Raw genomic sequence first — 17,500 nt, 5'->3', positions numbered from 1 at the left:
GAAAGCAATGCGCACAGACTCGTGAATTCGGAGGCCAAAATGAAGAAGACGAAGCGAGGCAGACCGCCCAAGGATCTTGCCGGCGACGCACAGGCGCGAATTCTCGATGCCGCCCAGCAGCTGTTTCTGGAGAAGGGGTACCGCAGCGCCAGCATCGACGACATTTCCGAGCTCGCTCCTGCGAGCAAGCCGACGATCTACGCCCACTTCCCCGGTAAAGAGGCGCTGTTTGCGGCGGTGGTGGCCCGCACCATCGAGGGCTTGACGGACTTCGAGGGCTTCTCGCCTGAGGGCCGCACCATCGAGGACAAGCTGATGAGCCTCGGGACAGCCCTCGTCGAAAGAGTGGTCGAGGAATCGCTGGGCATGGTGCGCGCGACGATCGCCGAATCACAGCGCTTTCCCGAACTGAGCCGCAACGTCCACGACGCTGCACGTGATCGCTCCCTGAACGCGGTGTCCCAGCTGCTGGACGACGCCACGCAGAAGCTCGCGCGGACGCCAAGGGGACCGTTCAGCCCGAAGCGAAGCCGCGCCACCGCGCAGATCTTTCTCGACCTGATTCTGCTGCCGATGCTGTTTCGCTCGCTTGTCGGTGAAACTCAGAAAGATCTGAAGAAGGAGCTTCCGGGCTTCGTGCGCGAGCGCGTCGGCTTTTTCCTGGCAGCCTGCGAAACGGACTGGTCGTCCTAGCTGTCTTCTTTGGACGGTCGGCTTGGAAGCATTCGCCTCAGCCGGCGACCCTGAGCTGTACGTGAGCTGTCATCCCGGCCGGCTGCAGGAATGGCGCGCGACGCAAAGCGCCCGTAGAAAATCTCAACATCTCGTCGAAGCTTGGCCGCAGCGTCGCAGCCCCGACCCGCGAAGGATTGAGATGGACATCCATGGCTTGCAGCAGGCAGCAGGTCAGCGCCATCGGACTGCCGCCCTGCAGTTCGCCGCGTGCTTGCCCGGCGCCGATGATCGGTCGCACCAATCCTCGGATCCTGTCGTCGTAGGCGAGAACGACCGTCCAGTTCTGACGCACGGCTTGAGCTATCAGGTCGTGCAGTCGTCGATGCTTCGCCGGTCGGGCTTCATTGCAGTCGGCGATGGCCTTCAGGATTGCGGCCAGGCGCCGCAGCGCTGGCCCACTGCCACCGGCCGCCTCAGCCGCCGCACTGACCGTTTCATCGAGCACCTCCTGCACCACAGCCTCCTCGATCGCTCGCCTCGAGGGAAAGAATCGATAGACGTTGGCTGATGACATCGACAGGCTCCGCGCGATGTCGCCGACGGTGGTCTTATTGTGTCCCATCTCGCCGTAGAGATGGATAGCGGCCTGCATGATCCTGCGGCGGGCGGTCCTCGTTCGATCGTCAATCTGTTCGCGCATAACGTCTCTCACTGCGCCGGAATGTTCATCAGCTCGCGGCGGCAGGCCTGTCCGAAATCACGCAAGGGATCCATCTCCTCAATGAATCTGGGGAGATCGACGAATGTACGATTTGGCGACAGATAGGCTTCGATGATCAGGTGCCCGGCTCGCTCGGCGGCCTGAACGACCTCGTTGCTCGACAAGATCCGCATGCGTCCGACCAGCGTATAGAGGCTGACCAGTTGCGGGATTTCGGCCTGATCATTGACCAGGGCCTCGGCATAGAGCCGTGATGCCTCCTCCATGAAGCTATGGTACAATTGTTCGCGCTTCGAGAACGAGCGGGCATGATGAAGCTCGCGGCGCCTTCGTCGCCCGCTGAACCATCCACTGACGATGGTCGAGAGCGCGCCGAACGCAGAGCCGCCGAAGGCAGCCAGGGCCGGTATGTACACGGTGGTCATGCGATCGCTCCTTTGCCGCCGCGGCGCGGATTTGATCCAGACAGCGCCGGTCAAATCAACCGCCACGTCGCTCCTTATCTAACCTTCGTCGATCCGGCGGACGCCTGCTCGAATACCGCCTTGCAGCCTTCGCTCAGGTCCGATTTCCTCTGTCGTAGACAGGCTTCGACTCCCGGCGGATCGGGAATGTAGGCGCTGCACAGTCGAAAGGCGTCGGCCATACAGGCTGCCCTCTGCTCTGGCGTGCCCTGGTTGTCCTGCGCAGAAGCTGCTGCGCTGCCAAGCGCGACCACGATCGCCGCGAGCAGCGCCGGCATCAATCTCGTCATGTCAGTTCCTCTCTTTGCTGGGAGCCTCGTTTGCGAGCCACCTTGGCCCGCCTGCACACGCGCTTGTGACGTCCTTGCCTTGACACCGACGTCGTGTTCGATTTATATGAACTATACGGTTTATTTTATTTAGGAGGCAGAGAATGTCAAGTCCGCTGTTCGCCTTGATGCGCGAAAATCCAATGCCAGGGCTCGCCGTCGCATCGCTGAATGTCGTCGTCGGCGTGTGCCTCGTGGCGTCGAGCCTGCTGCTGAGCATCGCGATCGCGGTGATTGCCGGGGCTCATTCGCTTGCGGAGAGCAAGCACAGCCCTGGCCGGCTGGAGCGGAAGACGATGGCATGACGCCGGCCCTGCTGATTGCCCGCGATTGCATCATTTGCCGGGTGAACGTCTGGATCGCGCCGGTCGAATATGTGTTCGACATCATCGAGTCCGAGCTGGCGCGCAGAGGTGTTGCACGCGGGGAAACCGACCGTCTCACGCACAGGGCCGGAGCAGAGAGTACCGGTGCGATGACATGCTGAACTTCACGAAAGTGTACGACGTGATGGAAGTGGATCCGGACACCGGCAAAGCCGTGTGGACTGGGATCACGGGGACGCGGGCGGCGCTCCAGCGCGACAGGTTCACGATCGACCCGAAAGTCGCAACCTATTGTCCCACCGATTGGGTCGACGAGCGCGGCTATCTCGATGCGGAGCTCGCGCGCAAGCATCGGCGGCCGTGGAGCATTTGACGATGAGACAGCGTGATATGACCATCAGGAGCCGTGTACCGTGAGCCGACGATCCTTCCTCATGCGCGCCGGCCCGGCGACCGAAACCGCGCTTCCCTTGCGCGGCTATCTTCTCTCGGTCGGCGGCGCGTTGCTCGCTTTGATCTGGACAGCAGGCTCGATGCTGCCGGCCCCGTCGGCTGGTCGCTTTGCAGATGAGGATCCCGCGCGGCCTCCGATCCTCATCCACTCTGCGGTGAGGGGACCGGAGCGTGTCGTGATCGATACGAATCAGTCACTCCCCGCGCCCTCCGAGATCGTCGTCGCCCACGCGGCCGTGCATGCAACTGCCCAACCTGACCGAGATTGATCCGATGTCGAAGCGATATTTGCTTGTCCTGATCGTAGGGTCCTCATTGCTGGCAGCGACCGGCGCCGCGGCGGACGTGCAGAATCCTGCGGATGCCGACAGCCGCAGCGCGACCACGCAGAGCGACGCCGCGGTCCGCCGCGCACTCACGGAGTTCCGCACGACCCGCGTCCCGCTCAGCCGCGCCATGGCAATCGCCGAACGTCTCCATGAGGGCTCGAAGACGGCGGACATCAGCTTCGAGTCCGCCGGCTCCCCCGTCTACCGCGTCCGCACGATCAGGAATGAACAGGTATGGGAGAATGCCATCGACGCGAACACCGGCAGCACGGCCGGAAAGGAAGTGACGTCTTCGCTGCGAGAACTCGGTCGCGAAGACCTCGCCAACATGATTGCTCTCAGGTGGATCAAGCAGGAATTGTCGGACGCCGTGCAGGTCGCGGAGCGGGCTGCGGCCGGCAGCGCGCTTGCCGGGGGGCTCGTCAGGCAGGACGGCAGGCTGAACTTCGTCGTTGTCGTCGCCGTCGGCGATGATTTGAAGGAAGTCATGCTCGAGCCGCCCAAGGTCGCAAAGCAAAGCTCGGTCCATCGCTAGACTAGGCGAAGGAGCGCGAGCCGACGACCTGGAGCAGGCTCTCGCCGCGCCGTCCATGCGAGGCGTTGAGGAGCTGGCGCATCCGCACGGCAGGCACCGGACGGCTGAACAGATAGCCCTGCGCCTCCGAGACGGTGCCGTCGGCGCTGATCAGCTCGAGCTGCTCGTTGGTCTCGATGCCCTCGACCACGACGGCCATGCCGAGGTCGGCCGACAGCCGCGCCACGCCGCGCAGCAGCGTCAGCGGCCGGTCGGTGTCGATGCCTTCCAGGAAGGAGCGGTCGATCTTGACCTTCTGCATCGGGAAATTGTGCAGATAGCTGAGGCTCGAATAGCCGGTGCCGAAATCGTCCAGCGAGATGCGCACGCCGAGCGCATGCAGCTGCGACAGGATATCGTGGGTCAGCTGGGTGTTGCGCAGCAGCGAGGATTCGGTGATCTCGATCTCGAGGCGATGCGCCGGCAGGCCCGACACTTCGAGCGCGTAACGGATCTCGCTGAGCACGTCGCGCTGGTGGAATTGCTGCGGCGAGAAGTTGACGGCGACGCTGACGCTATCAGGCCATTTCATGCATTCCATGCAGGCGCGGCGCAGGATCCAGCGGCCGAGATCGACGATCAGGCCCATGTCCTCGGCGACCGGGATGATATCGACCGGCGAGACCGTGCCGCGCACCGGATGGTTCCAGCGCAGCAGCGCCTCGCAGGTGGTGATCTTGCCGGACTTGAGGTTGACCAGCGGCTGGTAGAACAGCTCGAACTCCTCGTTCGCCAGCGCCTTGCGCAGGTCGAGCTCGAGGATGCGGCGGGCCTCGACGGTCGCCGCCATCTCGTCGCGAAAGAAGCAGAAGGTGCCGCGGCCGTCGGCCTTGGCGCGGTACAGCGCCATGTCGGCGTTCTTGAGCAGCGTATCGGCGCTGACGCCGTCCGGCGAGGTCAGCGCGATGCCGACGCTGGCGCCGATCTCGACGAGGTGATTGTCGATGCGATAGCGCTCGCTCAGGCGTTCGACGATGCGGCGGGCGAGGCTCGCGGCATCCTCGGGCGCGCCGATGTTCTGCTGGAACACGACGAACTCATCGCCGCCGAAGCGGGCGACGAAATCTTCGGGACGCAGCATCTCGCGGAGGCGGTTGGCGACCGCGCACAGAAGCTGGTCGCCGCAGGGATGACCAAGCGTGTCGTTGACCTGCTTGAACTGGTCGAGATCGACGAACAGCAGCGCGGAGAGCCGTTCGGCATGGTGCGATTGCGCCAGCAGCCGCTCGATCTCGTCGCGGAACGAGACCCGGTTGGGCAGCGCCGTGAGCTCATCATAGCGGGCGAGATGGCTGATGCGGGCTTCCGCATTGGTGCGCTCGGTGATGTCTTCCAGCAGCAGCACGGTGCCGCCACCGGTCATCGGCTGGAACGTCCAGGCCAGCGTGCGGCCGCGCGAGAGATCCGGGTCGGTGGTAACGATCTCGCAGATCCGCGCATGCTCGATCTCGGCCAGAACCTGGTTGCCGCTCTCCGCCGAGAGGGAGCCTGCGGCGACGCAGGCCGAGACGATGTCGGCGGCGGTGGCGCCGCGCTTGACGAGGTCCTCCGGCAGGCCCATCAGCTCGCCGAAACGATGGTTCATCACCGCAAGGCGTCCGTCGGCGCGAAACATGCAGAGGCCATGCGGCATGTTGTTGAGCGCGGTATCGAACTGGCTCGCCAGCGCGGATTCGCGGAAGCTCGAGGTCAGCGCCTTGACGAAGATCGCATGCAGGCTGAGGTTGATGTTCTTCAGTCCGACGAAGAAGAACACGAGCAGGATGGCGAGCCCGATGTGATAGAAGCCGCCGTGCAGCAGGAGCGCTAGCGACATCGGACCGCAGGCGAGCGCGACGTGCCACTGGATCACCCGGGGCTGGCCGTAATTGCGGGCGGCGCCGCCAGCGGTGTAACCGATGCCGATGGCGACACAGAGCATGTCGGCCACCGCATCGTCATTGTTGTAGATGACGACGAAAGACCACAGGCCGAGCAACGCCGCAAAGCTGAGCGCACCGAACCAGTAACGCGGCTCCAGATACTTGGCTTCTTCGAATGACAATGCGTGCGTGCGGTTTTCATATCCGCGCATCTGGAACGCGCGCGCGGTGCCGATGGCGATCAGCAGAAATGCGAGCGGCCACAGCCAGACATCGCCCGTCTTCAGCGCAGTCATGACCGCGGCCACGGCCGCGGAGGCCGAGCCCAAAAAGATCGCCCAGAAATTCTGAACCATAGAGTTGATGAGAGCGGCGTAGAGTATCGGCTCCAGCTCGTCTCGATCGCTCTGCTTCTGGTCGGCCAGCTGCATTGCTTGTTACGCGTCCTGTTTGGCGCGTACTTTTACCCAGACCAAGTGAAGTCTTTCTGAGGGAACATCGTTAAAGTCGAGTTGTTTTTCGGCAATAGCGAACCTGTTTCGGCTGAAATATCAAGCAACTAGGCAAGCGTTGCCGGGCACAAGGTGAAGGAAAACTTGCTTTCCCCACCGAACCCGAAAAAATCGGCGCATTTTTTCGAAAACATCGCGCGTCCAAATGCGCGATACCAGAACCACGTTCCAATGAAATCGGAACGGGCTCTGGATTCTTGTTTTGACGCGTTTTCTTTACGCGAACCGGTACCCACTTCGCTCGAAAACGCTCTACTGCCCCGCCGTCGAGGACAATAGCGGCGACCATGCCGGGTCGGAGGCGAAGCCCGGCGTCGGCACCTTCAGCTCGTTGCGGCCGGAGATGTCGACCGAGAACAGCGACGGCCCGCCGCTGCCGCCGGGATCGCGGAAGAACATCAGCACGCGGCCGTTCGGCGAGAAGGTCGGGCCTTCATTGTGATAGCCGGAGGTCAGCAGCCGTTCGCCGGAGCCGTCCGGCTTCATGACGCCGATCGAGAACTGCCCGCCGCCCTGCCTGGTGAAGGCGATGTAGTCGCCGCGCGGCGACCACACCGGCGTCGAATAGGTGGCGTTGGTATCGTCCTTGGAGAAGGAGATGCGCTGCGCCTGTCCACCGCCCGCCGCCATCACATAGATCTGTGACCTGCCGCCGCGATCGGATTCGAAGCAGATGCGCGTGCCATCCGGCGAATAGGACGGAGACGTGTCGATCGCCGGCGTGTCGGTGAGGCGCGTTGTCGAGCGCGAGCGCAGATCCATCACGAACAGGTTGGAATTGCCGCCCTGCTGCAGGCTCATGATGACGCGCTGGCCGTCGGGCGAGAAGCGCGGCGCAAAAGTCATGCCGGGGAAGTTGCCGACGATCTCACGCTGGCCGGTCTCGATGTTGAAGAGATAGACCTTCGGATCGCCCTGCCCGAACTCCATGTAGGTGATCTCTTGCGAGTTCGGCGAGAAGCGCGGCGTCAGCACGAGGTCCGAGCCGCGGGTCAGGTAGCGCACATTGGCGCCGTCCTGGTCCATCATGGCGAGCCGCTTGACGCGGCGCTCCTTCGGACCGGTCTCGTCCACGAACACGACGCGGCTATCGAAATAGCCCTTTTCGCCGGTCATCTGCTCATAGATCTGATCGGAGATGATGTGGGCGATGCGGCGCCAATATTCCGGCGAGGTGAAATATTGCTGGCCGGCGAGCTGCTGGCCCGTGACGACGTCCCAGAGGCGGAATTCCGCCTTGAGACGGCCGTCCGGCTGCCGCGTCATGCGGCCGGTGACGAGAGCCTGGGCGTTGAGGGTCTTCCAGCTCTGGAATTGCGGCGCGACGTCGATGTTGCTGATGCGCTCGATGAAGGCGGCCTGGTCGATCGGGGCAAACAGGCCCGAGCGCTTCAGATTGTTGGTGATGACCTGGGTGACGCCGTTGCTGACGTCGCCGTCGGCAGGCGACCCGGGTACGAAGTTGGAGATCGCAATCGGAATCGGCCGAAACTCGGTAGGATCGATGCGAATTCGTCCCTGGGCGAAGCTGTGTCCGCTCCCGAGCATCGCGAGCGTCGATCCCGTCAGGGTCATGAAGCGGCGGCGGTTCATCAATCGGACGTCATTCATCGCAAAATTCTTTTGTTCGGATGTCACAACATGTCTTTCAGGCCGAAAGTCATTTCGATCTTCTTCCAGCCTTCATATTGCTGCCTGGGCATGAACGAATAGACCTGACATTGCACGATGGCGCGCTTGGCGCTCTCGGCCACGGCCTGGGCAATCGACTTGGATGGGCCTCGCACCTCGACGATGATCGGCTCGGACGCAAGCGAGCCGTCGATCTTCATCGGGATATCGATGTCGGCCTCGTATTGATCGGCGTCCTGTCCGTTATAGGTGGGCGTGAAGCAGCGCCGGACCGCGCTCGTGAACGCGCCCCGCCAGGTCGCGACATTGTTGGAGGCCGTCCCCGACGTCGTTCCCAGCGAGGCCGACGCATTCAGTGTCGAGCCGGCGAGCTCGTGCCGGGTCGCGGCGCGTTTGTCGAGGTCACGCTGGATCTGCGCGGGATCGAAAGAGCGCTCCTTCGGCTTGGGCTGCTGCTGAGGCTGCACTGCCGCAACCTTTTGCTCTACAGGCTTGGGCGGCGGCTTCTTGGTGTCCAACTTTTTCTGAAGCTCTGCGATCGGATCTTCCTTGGCCGGGTCAGGCTTCTTTTCCTGCGGCTTCGGCTCTTCCTTCGGCTTGGCCTCGGCGACGGGCTTGGGCGGCTCGGGCTTCTTCTCGACCGGCTTCTCGACGGGCTTCGGCGGCGGCTCGGGCGTCGAGCTGGTCTTGATCAGCTCTTTCTTCTCGGTGACCTTGCCGACAGCGTCTTCCTCGGGCTTGGCCTCGGCGATCTTCTCGACCTTGGGCTTCGGCTCTTCCTTCTTGCCGGTCTTCTGCCCCGACATCATCTTCGCAAGCTGATCGGAGGAGATGATGTCGACCGGAAGCGACTCTTCCGCCGGCACGAAAGCCCTGCTGCTGAAGGTGACCAGCCCCCATCCCAGCACGAGGACGTGGAGAGCAATCGACGCAACCAGTGTCTTGTCGACGTTCACCTTCACCGGTCTATCCCTGATCCGCCTCGGTGACGAGCGCCAGCTTCTTGAAGCCCGCGCCGGACAACAGGCCCATGACCTTGGCCACCGTTCCGTAATCCGCCTTCTTGTCGGCGCGCAGATAGATGCGCTCCTCAAGGCCGCCCCGCGCGTCCGTGATCGCCTTCAGCTTCGGGATCAGCTCGTTGATCGCGATCTCGGCGTCGGCGATGAACACCTTGCCCTTTATGTCGACGGACATCTGGATCGGCTTCTGGTCGTTCTGCTCGAGGCTCTTGGCCTGGGTCTGCGGCAAGTCGAGCGGCACGCCGACTGTGAGCAGCGGCGCCGACACCATGAAGATGATGAGCAGCACCAGCATCACGTCGACCATCGGCGTGACGTTGATCTCGGCCATGACCGGCTTGCGCCGGCTGCGGCGCCCGCCGCCTCCGGACGAACTCGCGACGTTCATGCCCATGGTCTGGTGCCCAAATTGCCCTTCACACTATACATGCCGTCCGTCAGCCCCGCTCGTCGATCTGACGGGACAGAATGGCTGAAAATTCATCGGCGAAGCCTTCGAGCCGCTGGGCCTGCCGGTTCACCTCGGAAGTGAACTTATTATAGAAAATAGTGGCAGGAATGGCGGCGATAAGGCCGACGGCGGTCGCAAACAGCGCTTCCGCAATGCCCGGGGCCACCACGGCCAGGGAGGTATTTTTCGACGCCGCGATCGACTGGAAGCTCGACATGATGCCCCAGACCGTGCCGAACAGGCCGACGAAGGGGCCGGCGGAGCCGACGGTAGCAAGCACCAGCAGCCGGCGTTCCAGCCGCTCGATCTCGCGCGAAATCGACACGTTCATCACCTTGTCGATGCGCATCTGAAGACCCGCGACCGAGCGGGCCTGGTTCTCGAACGAACGCTTCCACTCGCGCATCGCAGCCACGAAACACGCCGCCATCGAGTGCGTCGGCTTGGCCGAGAGCGTGCGATAGAGTTCCTCGATCGACTCGCCGGACCAGAAAGCCTGTTCGAAACGGTCCATCGAGCGGCGGGTGCGGGCAAACAGGAAGATCTTGTCGATGGCGATCGCCCAGACCCAGACCGAGCAGGCGAGAAGCCCCAGCATCACCGCTTTCACGATCCAGTGAGCCTGCCAGAACAGCGCGATCAGCGACACGTCGGCGGATGCGGCAACCGGAAGGGCGGACTGAGCCATTTCGGCCGGATTCATAAGCAGTATCCTCTCAAGGCGATCGTTATCTGATGTCCCGGCGAGCTAAATGGCTGCCGGTTCCCCAATGGCCGCGCTAGAACCGGCGGGCCGGCAAGCCCGCTCAAAGCCTTGTCTTTCTGGGGTGCAGGGGCTCGTCTAAAGCCGGCCGTCTGCTTTCCCCGCCAAGATGTCAAAACTAAGGGCTCCGGGCGCGACTTTCCGCCATTTACCAGACGCCAGCGATAGTTAATGCGGGGTTACCGGGAGCGAATTAGGCCGCCGGAAAAGTAGACGGAGCAGGCGGTTGGCCGGGGCTTGGATCCACCGAGGCTTGTCCTCCGCGCGGATTGCGTTCCCTCCCCCCTTGCCGGTCCGTTGCGGGCGAGGGTCAGGGAAGGCCCACACGGCACACTTTTTCGGGTGGCGTTCTCGCGGCGCATTTCGTCCGAGCGGGACGCATCATCCACGCCGAATCCGAAATTCGGTGAAGGCGCGGTCGGAAGCATCGTTATGCAGTTTGTGTCACGCGCGACGGAACTTCACTTCGCCATTCGGCGACACAGGACTATTGTTTTTGTCTGCAAACCGCCTGAGAGTGCCGGATGGGCCGCCCGTCAACCGATGGTAGTGGCTGATGGGCTGCCCGTCATACGGGAGAGCCCCATGGAACAGATTCTGATCAACCTCGTCTCAGGCGCGCTTGGTGGAGTTGGCGCGGGCAAGTCTTCGCCGACATTTGATCTCGGAATGGCTGGAAACGTCATTTCCGGTCTGGTCGGCGGTGGCGTGCTCGGCCAGATCGTGACGTTGTTGCTTCCGTCCGTCATGGCCGCAGCGCAATCGGGAAATCTCAGCGTTGGCGGCGTCGTGTCACAGGTTGTCGCCGGTGGCGCCGGCGGTGCAATACTCACTGCGATCATCGGCGCCTTCAAGAACAAGGCTGCCGCCTGATCCGTTGGACCGCGATCTACCACTTCTCCTTCGAGGTCCGCACGTCGAGCTCGAACGACCAGGCGCGTTCGGGCTGGCGGTAGAGGAAGGCGAAGGCATCGACGATGCCCTCGATGTCGATCAGGCTGTCCTCGCGTCCCGCAGCGTCCGGAAAGCGCGTGAAGATCTTGTCGCCGGCGATGGCGCCGTCGACCACGACGTGGCCGACATGGATGCCGTCACCCGCGTATTCCTTGGCCATGGCCTGCGCCAGCGTCCGCAGGCCCGCTTTTGACGAGTTGAAGGCGCCGTAGCCGGAGCGTCCGCGCAGCGAGGCGCTGGCGCCGGTGAAGAGCAGCGTCCCTGTCTTCTTCGGCACCATGCGGCGCACCGCCTCGCGGCCGAACAGGAAGCCGCCGAAGCAGACCACGCGCCAGGCCTGCTCGAAATAATCGGCCTCCATCTCGATGATCTTGCCGGGCGTGTTGTTGCCGGCGTTGTAGATGGCGAGGTCGAGATTTTCACCGGCGGCATCGAACAGCGCGGCGATGTCGCTCTCTTTCGTCGTATCGGCGACGAAGGGCACAGCCGTTCCGCCCGCCTTCGCGATGTCATCTGCAACCGCCTGCAACGCAGACAGCGTCCGGCCCGCGACGATCACCTTGAGTCCGTCAGCCGCAAAGCGCTTGCAGAGCCGCGCCCCGAGCCCGCGGTCCGGGCCGACGCCGATAACGATTGCCGTCTTCATTGCAGCTCTCCGAAGGATTGATGGGGGTCAGGCCACTGCTACAGGTTCGGGGCAATTGGTCAGCCGCGCGGGATTGCCGACCGCGGTGCAGCCGGCGGGCACGTCGCTGGTCACGACCGTATCGGCGCCGATCTTGGCAAAATCGCCGATGCTGATATCGCCGAGAATGGTCGCGCCGCTGCCGATGAAGACATTGCTGCCAATGCGCGGCGAGCGCGCCGGCAGCTCATCACGTCGGCCGATGCTGACGTTCTGGAGGATGGTGACGTCGTCGCCGATCACCACGTTTGCGCCGATCACGATGCCGGTGGCGTGGTCGAGATAGACGGACGAGCCGATGTGTGCTGCCGGATGAATGCTGACTTGCAGGCGGTTCGACGCCTCGTTCTGGAACAGCAGCGCGGCATCGCGATGGTCGCGGCGCCAGAGCCAGTTCGAGACGCGCCAGGCCTGCAGCGCGACGTAACCCTTGTAATGCAGCAATGGCGGAAGCAGATCGGCGATGGCGGGATCGCGGCGCGCGATCGCCTGCAAATCCTGGCCGGCGGCTTCGATCAGGTCCGGCTCGCCGCGAAAGGCGTCGCGGGAAAAGGACGTGAAGCGCGCGCGCTCGGTGGCGCCGCCGCCGAGCCGCTGCCCGATCAAATCGGCGAGCGCAGCGACAAAATCGTCATGCGCGAGAATACTACTCGCTACGGCCTTGCCGAACACCGGATCGGCAGCCGCCGCGCGCTGCGCCTCGCTGCGGATCGTCTGCCAGAGGCTGTCGCTCGCCGTGATCGCAGCTTCCACCATTGTCGCCTCCGGTCCGCCTGCGCCTGCCATGGCGAATATAGGCGGTCTGGATCAGTCCGCCAGTCACGCCGCCGGGACGCGCTTGCTTTGGCCCTCAAGACCGGGCCGAGCCCGCTTGCGCAGGCCAAGCGCATAAAGCCAGCCGCCCGCCGCGAGCAATACGGGCAGGACGAAGAGCGCGAAATCACGGAGCAGGATCATGGTTCGATGCTCCCCTTCGCAAAACTGATCGCACGGCCGAGTGCGAATGACGCGAACCAATAGAGGTAAAGGCTGAGAAAGAACCGCCAGGACTCGCCGACCTGCCACTGCGGATAGAGCTGGACCTCCGTCGGCCAGTGATTGAGGAACGCGATCACCACTGGCACGAGGGACCCGAACCGGTCGAACAGCGCCGTCGCGCGCTCGAGCAGCGCGATGCGACGGCTGATCTCCTTGCGTTCGGCGGTGGTCATGGTCGTACCCGTCAGCGCAGCAGGCGCTGTCAGGACTTGGTCGGGCCTGACGCGGATCGGGTTCTACCGGTCCTGCACATGTACGTGATCAACGCCGCAGAACGAACGCCCGCCGGCATTTCCCCAAAACCAAACCGCCCGCCTGCGGGGTGCGCAAGCGGGCGGCTCGGGGCCATCAGGACTTTGGGGGCGTGCGCCTGAGGGCTTTGAGATGTGGCCTCAGATCAGCCTCGTCAGATCAGCTTTGCGGCTGGTCGGTCGGCGGCGGGGTCGGACGCGTCTTGTGCTGCGCCATGAACTGGTCGAACTCTTCCTTGTCCTTGGCGTGACGCAGACGGTCGAGGAAGTTCTTGAACTCGACCTGCTCCTCCTCGAGCCGCTGCAGCGTCTCGGTGCGGTATTCGTCGAAGGCGCGATTACCGGAGGACGGCGGGCCGAAACCAAAGCCGAATCCGCGGCGCTCCATGCGGCCACGCATGCGGTCCATCTTGTACTGCATCCGCTCCATCTTGCTCTGCCAGCGATCCTGATTGCTCCAGCACGACATTCTTCTGCTCCCGAGTGTGAAAAAGAGAAGGGCAAGTCCGATCGGCCACCAGATGATGAAGCCGAGAATGGTCACGGCAATCCAGCCAGGATGCCAGGGCGTATCGAGCATGTGGGGCCGCTCGTACTGTTGCTGCTGGTCCGAGGGGCCGCGCCAGCGATTGACATCAGCGGTGTAGGCCATTTCCCTTCTCCATCACGGCATCAGTGCCGTTGTGAATGTAAATAACATTTACATAGCTAGACCATCCCGCGATTTTGTCAAGCTGGCGGCCTGACAGGCCTGCCGAATTATTTGCGCAACTTTATTTCGCCTTGCCCCAAGGACCACCAGGAGTCCCTCCCGGCGGCACGCTAGAGCCGGAGGATGCCTCCGGTGGCACAGGCGGCGGCTCGGCGCTTTTCGCGGACGGACGGCGGTCGGTCGGGAAGCCGAGGCCGCGCAGATAGATCAGCACCTCGGCCTCGAGCAGCTCGTCCGGCGACATCGGCAGTTTTCGCCGCGCGGCATCGCCGCGGGAGAACAGCGAGGCGACGCCATGCGCCATCGACCAGATGTGCAGCGCCATCATCATGGCGGGTGGCCGAGGCGCGCCCGGAGGCGCGAGCGCCGCAAGTCGCTCGGCGGCGGCGCGGATGATGTTGAAGGCGCGCTCGCTTGCGGCCTGCAGCGCCGGATTGGCGTCGACCGGCAGGCCGGATTCGAACATCGCGTTGTAGAACGCCGGCTCCTCGCGGGCGAAGGCAAGATAGGCCCGGCCGACACGCTCGAACGCGGTGACGGTGTCGGGCCGTCCGTCGTCCCAGGCTGCCGTCAGCCGCCCCTCGAACTGCTCAAAACCGCGCTGGGCGATCGAGGACAACAGCTCATCACGATCGCGGAAATGCCGGTAAGGCGCGGCTGCGCTGACGCCGGCCATGCGCGCGGCATCGGCGAAGGTGAAGCCGGCCGCGCCCTTCTCGGCGATCAGCCCGAGAGCGGCCTGCAACAGGGCTTCTTTCAGATTGCCGTGGTGATAGCCGCGCTCCGCGCGGCGCTCTTCCTTGCGCCAGCTCATGTGAACGGCTTTTACATGAGCTTGGCGTGAAGGTCACTAGCGGGAATCGGGCGTGATTAACCCCGTACTTCCACCGGGTCGCGCCGGGGCGATGCGTCGGTATCGCCCCGGACACGACCTCACGCGAAGCTACATCTGCGGGATCGCCAGCACCGGCATGACCTCGATCGCCTCGCCCGGGAAGATCGCAAAGTGCGGATGGTTCTCGAACAGCTTTGCTGCCTCCTCCTGCGAGGCCGCCCGCACCACCGTGAAGCCGGTCAGCGCATTGCTCACTTCGGAGACGCCACTCGCATCGATCTTCCGGGTCTTGCCGAGCGGGCCTCCCAACTCGACGATGACGTCCTTGTGCTTCTCGACCCAGCCGTGCCAGGCGGCCATGCCCTCGCGCTCCCTGGCCTTGCGTTCGGCCTCGGGCATCGCGTGCCAGGCCTTCATTTTTTCGCCGTTCATGCTGCCGAGATAGACAGCGAGGAATTTGTGTTCGGTGCTCATCGGTTCTCTCCCTTGTTGATCGATTGACGACAGACGCGCATTGATCGCGGCCGCTGTGACTACTTCTTGAGGCCGTCGAAACCGGCGGCGGCCGCCTGAACCTCCGGCGAAAAGTCGGCCATTTCCTGCACCTGCCGGATCTCGATGATTTCGTTGGCGGAGGCCGGGCACTTCTTGGCCCAGGCGATCGCTTCGGCGCGCGAGTCCACCTCGATCATCCAGTAGCCGCCCAGAACTTCCTTGGATTCAGCGAAGGGACCATCGGTGACGACGGGCGTGCCGGTGGCAAACGAGACGCGCGCGCCCATCGCGGGCGGATGCAGGCCGTCCAGCGTGATCAGCACGCCGGCATCCTTCAGCGCCTCGTTGTAGCGCATCATCGCGGCGACGCGCTCGGGATCGAGTTGGACGTCCGCCGGCGCGCTCTCGTAGCCGAGCGGGATCATCAGCATCATGAATCGCATGTGGTTCCTCGTTCCTCTTCGTTCCCGGAGACGCCGATGGGTTCCGGGCTGGCACTCCCCTTTAGGACGAACGAGCTTTGACCGAACCGACAGGGGAACAAAAATTATGCTGGAGGTCATTGCGTCGCATTAGCGCTGCTGCGGCAGGAAACGACCGTCCTGCCGGGCAGCGCCGAAATAGACGTCGATGCGGCGGACCTTGCCGCCGGCGAAGGTGAAGAATTCGGTGTTGCGAAAGCTCCTGCCATCCGCCGCCAGACAGAGATAGGTGACGAAGGCCTCGTCGCCCCGGACGAAAATCCGCTCGATGTCGTGCCGGGCGATCCAGCCGCTGTGCTTCCAGCAGCGCTCGAAATAGGCGGCCTTGTCGAGATCGTCGTCGAACGGACTGGTGAAGCGAAAGTCGTCGGCCAGCACATCGGCGACCTGTTGCCGATCGTTGGCGAGATAGGCAGCGAAGAGGTTCCGAATCAGGCGCTCGCGGTTCTCGGTCATTGGTCGCCTCCCTGAAGGACATCCTCTTGAAGACGATTCACGCACGACCGCGCCGACATCCGCACACCGCGAAGGCCGCCAAGGCCTTTCTCGTCGAGACCAAAGCGCAGTAAAAGGAGCGCAACCAACCCTCTCGAACGCAGGACACTCCCCGCCAATGCCGCAAGCCCCGCAAAAAGTCGCCCTCGTCACCGGAGCCGCGCGCGGCATCGGGCTTGCGACCGCGAAGAAGTTCCTTGGCGAAGGCTGGCGCGTGGCGCTGCTCGACATCGAAGGCGAGTTGCTCGGCCGCGCCGTCGCCGGGATCGGCCAGAGCGAGGCGACGCTGGCGCTGACCTGCGACGTCTCGGACAGGGACGCGGTCGCTGCCGCGATGAAAACGGTCGAGCAGCGGTTCGGCCGGCTGGATGCGCTGGTCAACAATGCCGGCATCGCCGTGTTCGCGCCGCTGATGGAGACGTCGGAGACCGACTGGCGCCGCGTGCTCGAAGTCAACCTCACCGGCCCGTTCCTCTGCACCAAGGCCGCGGTGCCCTTGATGCGCGAGGCCGATGGCGGCGCCATCGTCAACATCACCTCGATCTCGGCCGTGCGCGCCTCGACGTTGCGCTCGGCCTACGGAACCAGCAAGGCGGGCCTTGCCCATCTCACCAAGCAGCTCGCGGTCGAGCTCGCCTCGCTCAACATCCGCGTCAACGCGGTCGCGCCCGGGCCGGTCGACACCGCGATGGCCAAGCAGGTTCACACCAAGGAGATCCGCGCCGACTATCACGACGCCATTCCGCTCAACCGCTACGGCCTGGAAGACGAGCTCGCGGACGCCATCTATTTCCTGTGCTCGGAACGATCGAGCTACATCACCGGTCAAATTTTGGCCGTCGATGGCGGCTTCGATGCAGCCGGCATCGGCTTGCCGACGCTGCGCGGGCAAAGGCGGAACGGGTAGAGGCTTCATGCGACGCATCACCTTCCTCAAAGTCCTGATGCTCGCATCCGCCCTGCTCGCCTCCGCGCCCGCCGCGGCCGAGATCCGCATCATCCAGTCACCGGGCGGACAGGTCGGGCCGTTCCTCGACCTGTTCGAGAAGGTGCGCGAGAGTGGCGAGCGCGTGGTGATCGACGGTCCCTGCCTGTCCGCCTGTACGCTGGTACTGAGCATCGTGCCGGGCGAGCGCATCTGCGTCACCAAACGTGCCGTGCTCGGCTTCCATGCCGCGCGGTCGGTCGACCGGCGCGGGCGCTTCTGGGCCGAGCCGGAAGCCTCCGACGCGGTGCTCCAGGCCTATCCCGGTCCGGTGCGCGACTGGATCAGCCGCCGCGGCGGTCTGACCTCGCGACTGCTGGTGTTGAAGGGGCGCGACCTCGCCGCGATCTATCCCCGCTGCCGGTGACGATCGGCCGGCCATGTGACCGCGATGAAGCCGCTGCTGTCCGATGATTGGGCAATTATGCAAAATTCCGACTGTCCGGACGCGAAAT

At 63.8% G+C, this 17,500-nt stretch carries 26 protein-coding genes; 9 read left to right on the top strand and 17 right to left on the bottom strand.

The window, feature by feature from the left end; translation table 11 throughout:
• Window positions 1–39 precede the first annotated feature (39 nt).
• On the top strand, window positions 40–693 hold the full coding sequence (locus B5V03_RS36205; protein ID WP_129275191.1) for a TetR/AcrR family transcriptional regulator: 654 nt from the start codon (window positions 40–42) through the stop codon (window positions 691–693).
• Between the two features lie 37 nt (window positions 694–730).
• Here B5V03_RS36205 and B5V03_RS36200 read toward each other — a convergent pair whose 3' ends face one another.
• The 3 genes from B5V03_RS36200 to B5V03_RS36190 form a co-directional block, all read right to left on the bottom strand.
• A complete protein-coding gene (locus B5V03_RS36200) occupies window positions 731–1,375 on the bottom strand; it encodes a TetR/AcrR family transcriptional regulator (RefSeq protein ID WP_129275189.1) in 645 nt (214 codons plus the stop codon).
• Between the two features lie 8 nt (window positions 1,376–1,383).
• The gene (locus tag B5V03_RS36195) at window positions 1,384–1,821 is read right to left on the bottom strand and encodes a hypothetical protein (RefSeq protein ID WP_245502451.1); all 438 of its coding nucleotides are present in this window, start codon (window positions 1,819–1,821) and stop codon (window positions 1,384–1,386) included.
• Between the two features lie 74 nt (window positions 1,822–1,895).
• Window positions 1,896–2,150 carry a hypothetical protein gene (locus B5V03_RS36190; protein ID WP_129275185.1) on the bottom strand — a complete coding sequence of 85 codons (255 nt, stop codon included), beginning with the start codon at window positions 2,148–2,150 and terminating at the stop codon, window positions 1,896–1,898.
• A gap of 143 nt (window positions 2,151–2,293) precedes the next feature.
• Between B5V03_RS36190 and B5V03_RS36185 the strand changes: the two genes are divergently transcribed.
• From B5V03_RS36185 to B5V03_RS36165, 5 genes are read left to right on the top strand one after another with little or no spacing between them, the layout of a single operon-like run.
• On the top strand, window positions 2,294–2,494 hold the full coding sequence (locus B5V03_RS36185; protein WP_129275183.1) for a hypothetical protein: 201 nt from the start codon (window positions 2,294–2,296) through the stop codon (window positions 2,492–2,494).
• Window positions 2,491–2,676: a hypothetical protein gene (locus tag B5V03_RS36180; protein ID WP_129275181.1), complete on the top strand. Its 186-nt coding sequence runs from the start codon at window positions 2,491–2,493 to the stop codon at window positions 2,674–2,676. Before B5V03_RS36185 ends, B5V03_RS36180 begins: the two co-directional genes overlap by 4 nt.
• Entirely contained in the window at window positions 2,670–2,888 is a 219-nt protein-coding gene (locus B5V03_RS36175; protein WP_245502450.1) for a hypothetical protein, read from the top strand. The genes B5V03_RS36180 and B5V03_RS36175 overlap by 7 nt, the downstream gene beginning before the upstream one ends.
• 40 nt (window positions 2,889–2,928) lie before the next feature.
• Window positions 2,929–3,237: a hypothetical protein gene (locus B5V03_RS36170; RefSeq protein WP_129275179.1), complete on the top strand. Its 309-nt coding sequence runs from the start codon at window positions 2,929–2,931 to the stop codon at window positions 3,235–3,237.
• Window positions 3,209–3,832, top strand: coding sequence for a PepSY domain-containing protein (locus B5V03_RS36165; RefSeq protein WP_245502449.1), 624 nt, complete (start codon window positions 3,209–3,211; stop codon window positions 3,830–3,832). The genes B5V03_RS36170 and B5V03_RS36165 overlap by 29 nt, the downstream gene beginning before the upstream one ends.
• 1 nt (window position 3,833) lies before the next feature.
• Here the strand turns inward: B5V03_RS36165 and B5V03_RS36160 are convergent, their stop codons facing one another.
• The 5 genes from B5V03_RS36160 to tolQ all read right to left on the bottom strand — a co-directional run bounded on the left by B5V03_RS36160 (window position 3,834) and on the right by tolQ (window position 10,053).
• Window positions 3,834–6,164: a putative bifunctional diguanylate cyclase/phosphodiesterase gene (locus tag B5V03_RS36160; RefSeq protein WP_129275175.1), complete on the bottom strand. Its 2,331-nt coding sequence runs from the start codon at window positions 6,162–6,164 to the stop codon at window positions 3,834–3,836.
• 333 nt (window positions 6,165–6,497) lie between these two features.
• Window positions 6,498–7,856 carry a Tol-Pal system beta propeller repeat protein TolB gene (gene tolB / locus B5V03_RS36150; RefSeq protein ID WP_433995369.1) on the bottom strand — a complete coding sequence of 453 codons (1,359 nt, stop codon included), beginning with the start codon at window positions 7,854–7,856 and terminating at the stop codon, window positions 6,498–6,500.
• A gap of 23 nt (window positions 7,857–7,879) precedes the next feature.
• Complete coding sequence (locus B5V03_RS36145) at window positions 7,880–8,839, bottom strand: protein TolA (RefSeq protein ID WP_129275171.1); 960 nt, start codon at window positions 8,837–8,839, stop codon at window positions 7,880–7,882.
• A gap of 4 nt (window positions 8,840–8,843) precedes the next feature.
• Complete coding sequence (gene tolR / locus B5V03_RS36140; RefSeq protein ID WP_129275169.1) at window positions 8,844–9,293, bottom strand: protein TolR; 450 nt, start codon at window positions 9,291–9,293, stop codon at window positions 8,844–8,846.
• A 43-nt stretch (window positions 9,294–9,336) separates the two neighbouring features.
• Window positions 9,337–10,053, bottom strand: a complete 717-nt coding sequence (gene tolQ, locus B5V03_RS36135) for a protein TolQ (protein WP_129275167.1) — start codon at window positions 10,051–10,053, stop codon at window positions 9,337–9,339.
• 645 nt (window positions 10,054–10,698) lie between these two features.
• Between tolQ and B5V03_RS36130 the strand changes: the two genes are divergently transcribed.
• Window positions 10,699–10,986, top strand: a complete 288-nt coding sequence (locus B5V03_RS36130) for a hypothetical protein (RefSeq protein ID WP_129275165.1) — start codon at window positions 10,699–10,701, stop codon at window positions 10,984–10,986.
• Between the two features lie 16 nt (window positions 10,987–11,002).
• Here B5V03_RS36130 and B5V03_RS36125 read toward each other — a convergent pair whose 3' ends face one another.
• From B5V03_RS36125 to B5V03_RS36090, 9 genes are all read right to left on the bottom strand, one after another.
• The gene (locus B5V03_RS36125; RefSeq protein ID WP_129275163.1) at window positions 11,003–11,713 is read right to left on the bottom strand and encodes an SDR family NAD(P)-dependent oxidoreductase; all 711 of its coding nucleotides are present in this window, start codon (window positions 11,711–11,713) and stop codon (window positions 11,003–11,005) included.
• Window positions 11,714–11,740: 27 nt separating this feature from the next.
• Entirely contained in the window at window positions 11,741–12,508 is a 768-nt protein-coding gene (locus B5V03_RS36120; RefSeq protein WP_129275161.1) for a serine O-acetyltransferase, read from the bottom strand.
• A gap of 63 nt (window positions 12,509–12,571) precedes the next feature.
• Window positions 12,572–12,709: a hypothetical protein gene (locus tag B5V03_RS41860; RefSeq protein ID WP_164988516.1), complete on the bottom strand. Its 138-nt coding sequence runs from the start codon at window positions 12,707–12,709 to the stop codon at window positions 12,572–12,574.
• Window positions 12,706–12,963, bottom strand: a complete 258-nt coding sequence (locus tag B5V03_RS36115; RefSeq protein ID WP_129275159.1) for a hypothetical protein — start codon at window positions 12,961–12,963, stop codon at window positions 12,706–12,708. Before B5V03_RS36115 ends, B5V03_RS41860 begins: the two co-directional genes overlap by 4 nt.
• A gap of 238 nt (window positions 12,964–13,201) precedes the next feature.
• Window positions 13,202–13,693 carry a DUF2852 domain-containing protein gene (locus B5V03_RS36110; protein ID WP_129275157.1) on the bottom strand — a complete coding sequence of 164 codons (492 nt, stop codon included), beginning with the start codon at window positions 13,691–13,693 and terminating at the stop codon, window positions 13,202–13,204.
• Window positions 13,694–13,814: 121 nt separating this feature from the next.
• Window positions 13,815–14,567: a TetR/AcrR family transcriptional regulator gene (locus tag B5V03_RS36105; protein WP_129275155.1), complete on the bottom strand. Its 753-nt coding sequence runs from the start codon at window positions 14,565–14,567 to the stop codon at window positions 13,815–13,817.
• Window positions 14,568–14,696: 129 nt separating this feature from the next.
• Window positions 14,697–15,062: a YciI family protein gene (locus B5V03_RS36100; RefSeq protein WP_129275153.1), complete on the bottom strand. Its 366-nt coding sequence runs from the start codon at window positions 15,060–15,062 to the stop codon at window positions 14,697–14,699.
• 59 nt (window positions 15,063–15,121) lie between these two features.
• On the bottom strand, window positions 15,122–15,526 hold the full coding sequence (locus B5V03_RS36095) for a YciI family protein (RefSeq protein ID WP_129275151.1): 405 nt from the start codon (window positions 15,524–15,526) through the stop codon (window positions 15,122–15,124).
• Window positions 15,527–15,655: 129 nt separating this feature from the next.
• Complete coding sequence (locus B5V03_RS36090) at window positions 15,656–16,021, bottom strand: nuclear transport factor 2 family protein (protein WP_129275149.1); 366 nt, start codon at window positions 16,019–16,021, stop codon at window positions 15,656–15,658.
• Between the two features lie 157 nt (window positions 16,022–16,178).
• Here B5V03_RS36090 and B5V03_RS36085 point away from each other — a divergent pair, with 157 nt between their 5' ends.
• Together B5V03_RS36085 and B5V03_RS36080 are read left to right on the top strand one after the other, a co-directional pair.
• On the top strand, window positions 16,179–16,967 hold the full coding sequence (locus B5V03_RS36085; RefSeq protein ID WP_129275147.1) for an SDR family NAD(P)-dependent oxidoreductase: 789 nt from the start codon (window positions 16,179–16,181) through the stop codon (window positions 16,965–16,967).
• Window positions 16,968–16,974: 7 nt separating this feature from the next.
• On the top strand, window positions 16,975–17,412 hold the full coding sequence (locus B5V03_RS36080) for a hypothetical protein (protein ID WP_129275146.1): 438 nt from the start codon (window positions 16,975–16,977) through the stop codon (window positions 17,410–17,412).
• Window positions 17,413–17,500: the final 88 nt, after the last annotated feature.

The organism is Bradyrhizobium betae (genome assembly GCF_004123905.1).
GTDB lineage: Bacteria > Pseudomonadota > Alphaproteobacteria > Rhizobiales > Xanthobacteraceae > Bradyrhizobium > Bradyrhizobium betae_A.
This window is presented reverse-complemented; position numbering and strand designations above follow the sequence as displayed.

Excerpts from the sequence above, each read along its gene's own strand:
- B5V03_RS36205 (WP_129275191.1), top strand. The coding sequence starts at position 40 with ATGAAGAAGACGAAGCGAGGCAGACCGCCCAAGGATCTTGCCGGCGAC.
- B5V03_RS36200 (WP_129275189.1), bottom strand. The coding sequence starts at position 1,375 with ATGCGCGAACAGATTGACGATCGAACGAGGACCGCCCGCCGCAGGATC.
- B5V03_RS36195 (WP_245502451.1), bottom strand. The coding sequence starts at position 1,821 with ATGACCACCGTGTACATACCGGCCCTGGCTGCCTTCGGCGGCTCTGCG.
- B5V03_RS36190 (WP_129275185.1), bottom strand. The coding sequence starts at position 2,150 with ATGACGAGATTGATGCCGGCGCTGCTCGCGGCGATCGTGGTCGCGCTT.
- B5V03_RS36185 (WP_129275183.1), top strand. The coding sequence starts at position 2,294 with ATGTCAAGTCCGCTGTTCGCCTTGATGCGCGAAAATCCAATGCCAGGG.
- B5V03_RS36180 (WP_129275181.1), top strand. The coding sequence starts at position 2,491 with ATGACGCCGGCCCTGCTGATTGCCCGCGATTGCATCATTTGCCGGGTG.
- B5V03_RS36175 (WP_245502450.1), top strand. The coding sequence starts at position 2,670 with ATGCTGAACTTCACGAAAGTGTACGACGTGATGGAAGTGGATCCGGAC.
- B5V03_RS36165 (WP_245502449.1), top strand. The coding sequence starts at position 3,209 with ATGCAACTGCCCAACCTGACCGAGATTGATCCGATGTCGAAGCGATAT.
- B5V03_RS36160 (WP_129275175.1), bottom strand. The coding sequence starts at position 6,164 with ATGCAGCTGGCCGACCAGAAGCAGAGCGATCGAGACGAGCTGGAGCCG.
- tolB (WP_433995369.1), bottom strand. The coding sequence starts at position 7,856 with ATGAATGACGTCCGATTGATGAACCGCCGCCGCTTCATGACCCTGACG.
- tolR (WP_129275169.1), bottom strand. The coding sequence starts at position 9,293 with ATGGGCATGAACGTCGCGAGTTCGTCCGGAGGCGGCGGGCGCCGCAGC.
- tolQ (WP_129275167.1), bottom strand. The coding sequence starts at position 10,053 with ATGAATCCGGCCGAAATGGCTCAGTCCGCCCTTCCGGTTGCCGCATCC.
- B5V03_RS36130 (WP_129275165.1), top strand. The coding sequence starts at position 10,699 with ATGGAACAGATTCTGATCAACCTCGTCTCAGGCGCGCTTGGTGGAGTT.
- B5V03_RS36125 (WP_129275163.1), bottom strand. The coding sequence starts at position 11,713 with ATGAAGACGGCAATCGTTATCGGCGTCGGCCCGGACCGCGGGCTCGGG.
- B5V03_RS36120 (WP_129275161.1), bottom strand. The coding sequence starts at position 12,508 with ATGGTGGAAGCTGCGATCACGGCGAGCGACAGCCTCTGGCAGACGATC.
- B5V03_RS41860 (WP_164988516.1), bottom strand. The coding sequence starts at position 12,709 with ATGATCCTGCTCCGTGATTTCGCGCTCTTCGTCCTGCCCGTATTGCTC.
- B5V03_RS36115 (WP_129275159.1), bottom strand. The coding sequence starts at position 12,963 with ATGACCACCGCCGAACGCAAGGAGATCAGCCGTCGCATCGCGCTGCTC.
- B5V03_RS36110 (WP_129275157.1), bottom strand. The coding sequence starts at position 13,693 with ATGGCCTACACCGCTGATGTCAATCGCTGGCGCGGCCCCTCGGACCAG.
- B5V03_RS36105 (WP_129275155.1), bottom strand. The coding sequence starts at position 14,567 with ATGAGCTGGCGCAAGGAAGAGCGCCGCGCGGAGCGCGGCTATCACCAC.
- B5V03_RS36100 (WP_129275153.1), bottom strand. The coding sequence starts at position 15,062 with ATGAGCACCGAACACAAATTCCTCGCTGTCTATCTCGGCAGCATGAAC.
- B5V03_RS36095 (WP_129275151.1), bottom strand. The coding sequence starts at position 15,526 with ATGCGATTCATGATGCTGATGATCCCGCTCGGCTACGAGAGCGCGCCG.
- B5V03_RS36090 (WP_129275149.1), bottom strand. The coding sequence starts at position 16,021 with ATGACCGAGAACCGCGAGCGCCTGATTCGGAACCTCTTCGCTGCCTAT.
- B5V03_RS36085 (WP_129275147.1), top strand. The coding sequence starts at position 16,179 with ATGCCGCAAGCCCCGCAAAAAGTCGCCCTCGTCACCGGAGCCGCGCGC.
- B5V03_RS36080 (WP_129275146.1), top strand. The coding sequence starts at position 16,975 with ATGCGACGCATCACCTTCCTCAAAGTCCTGATGCTCGCATCCGCCCTG.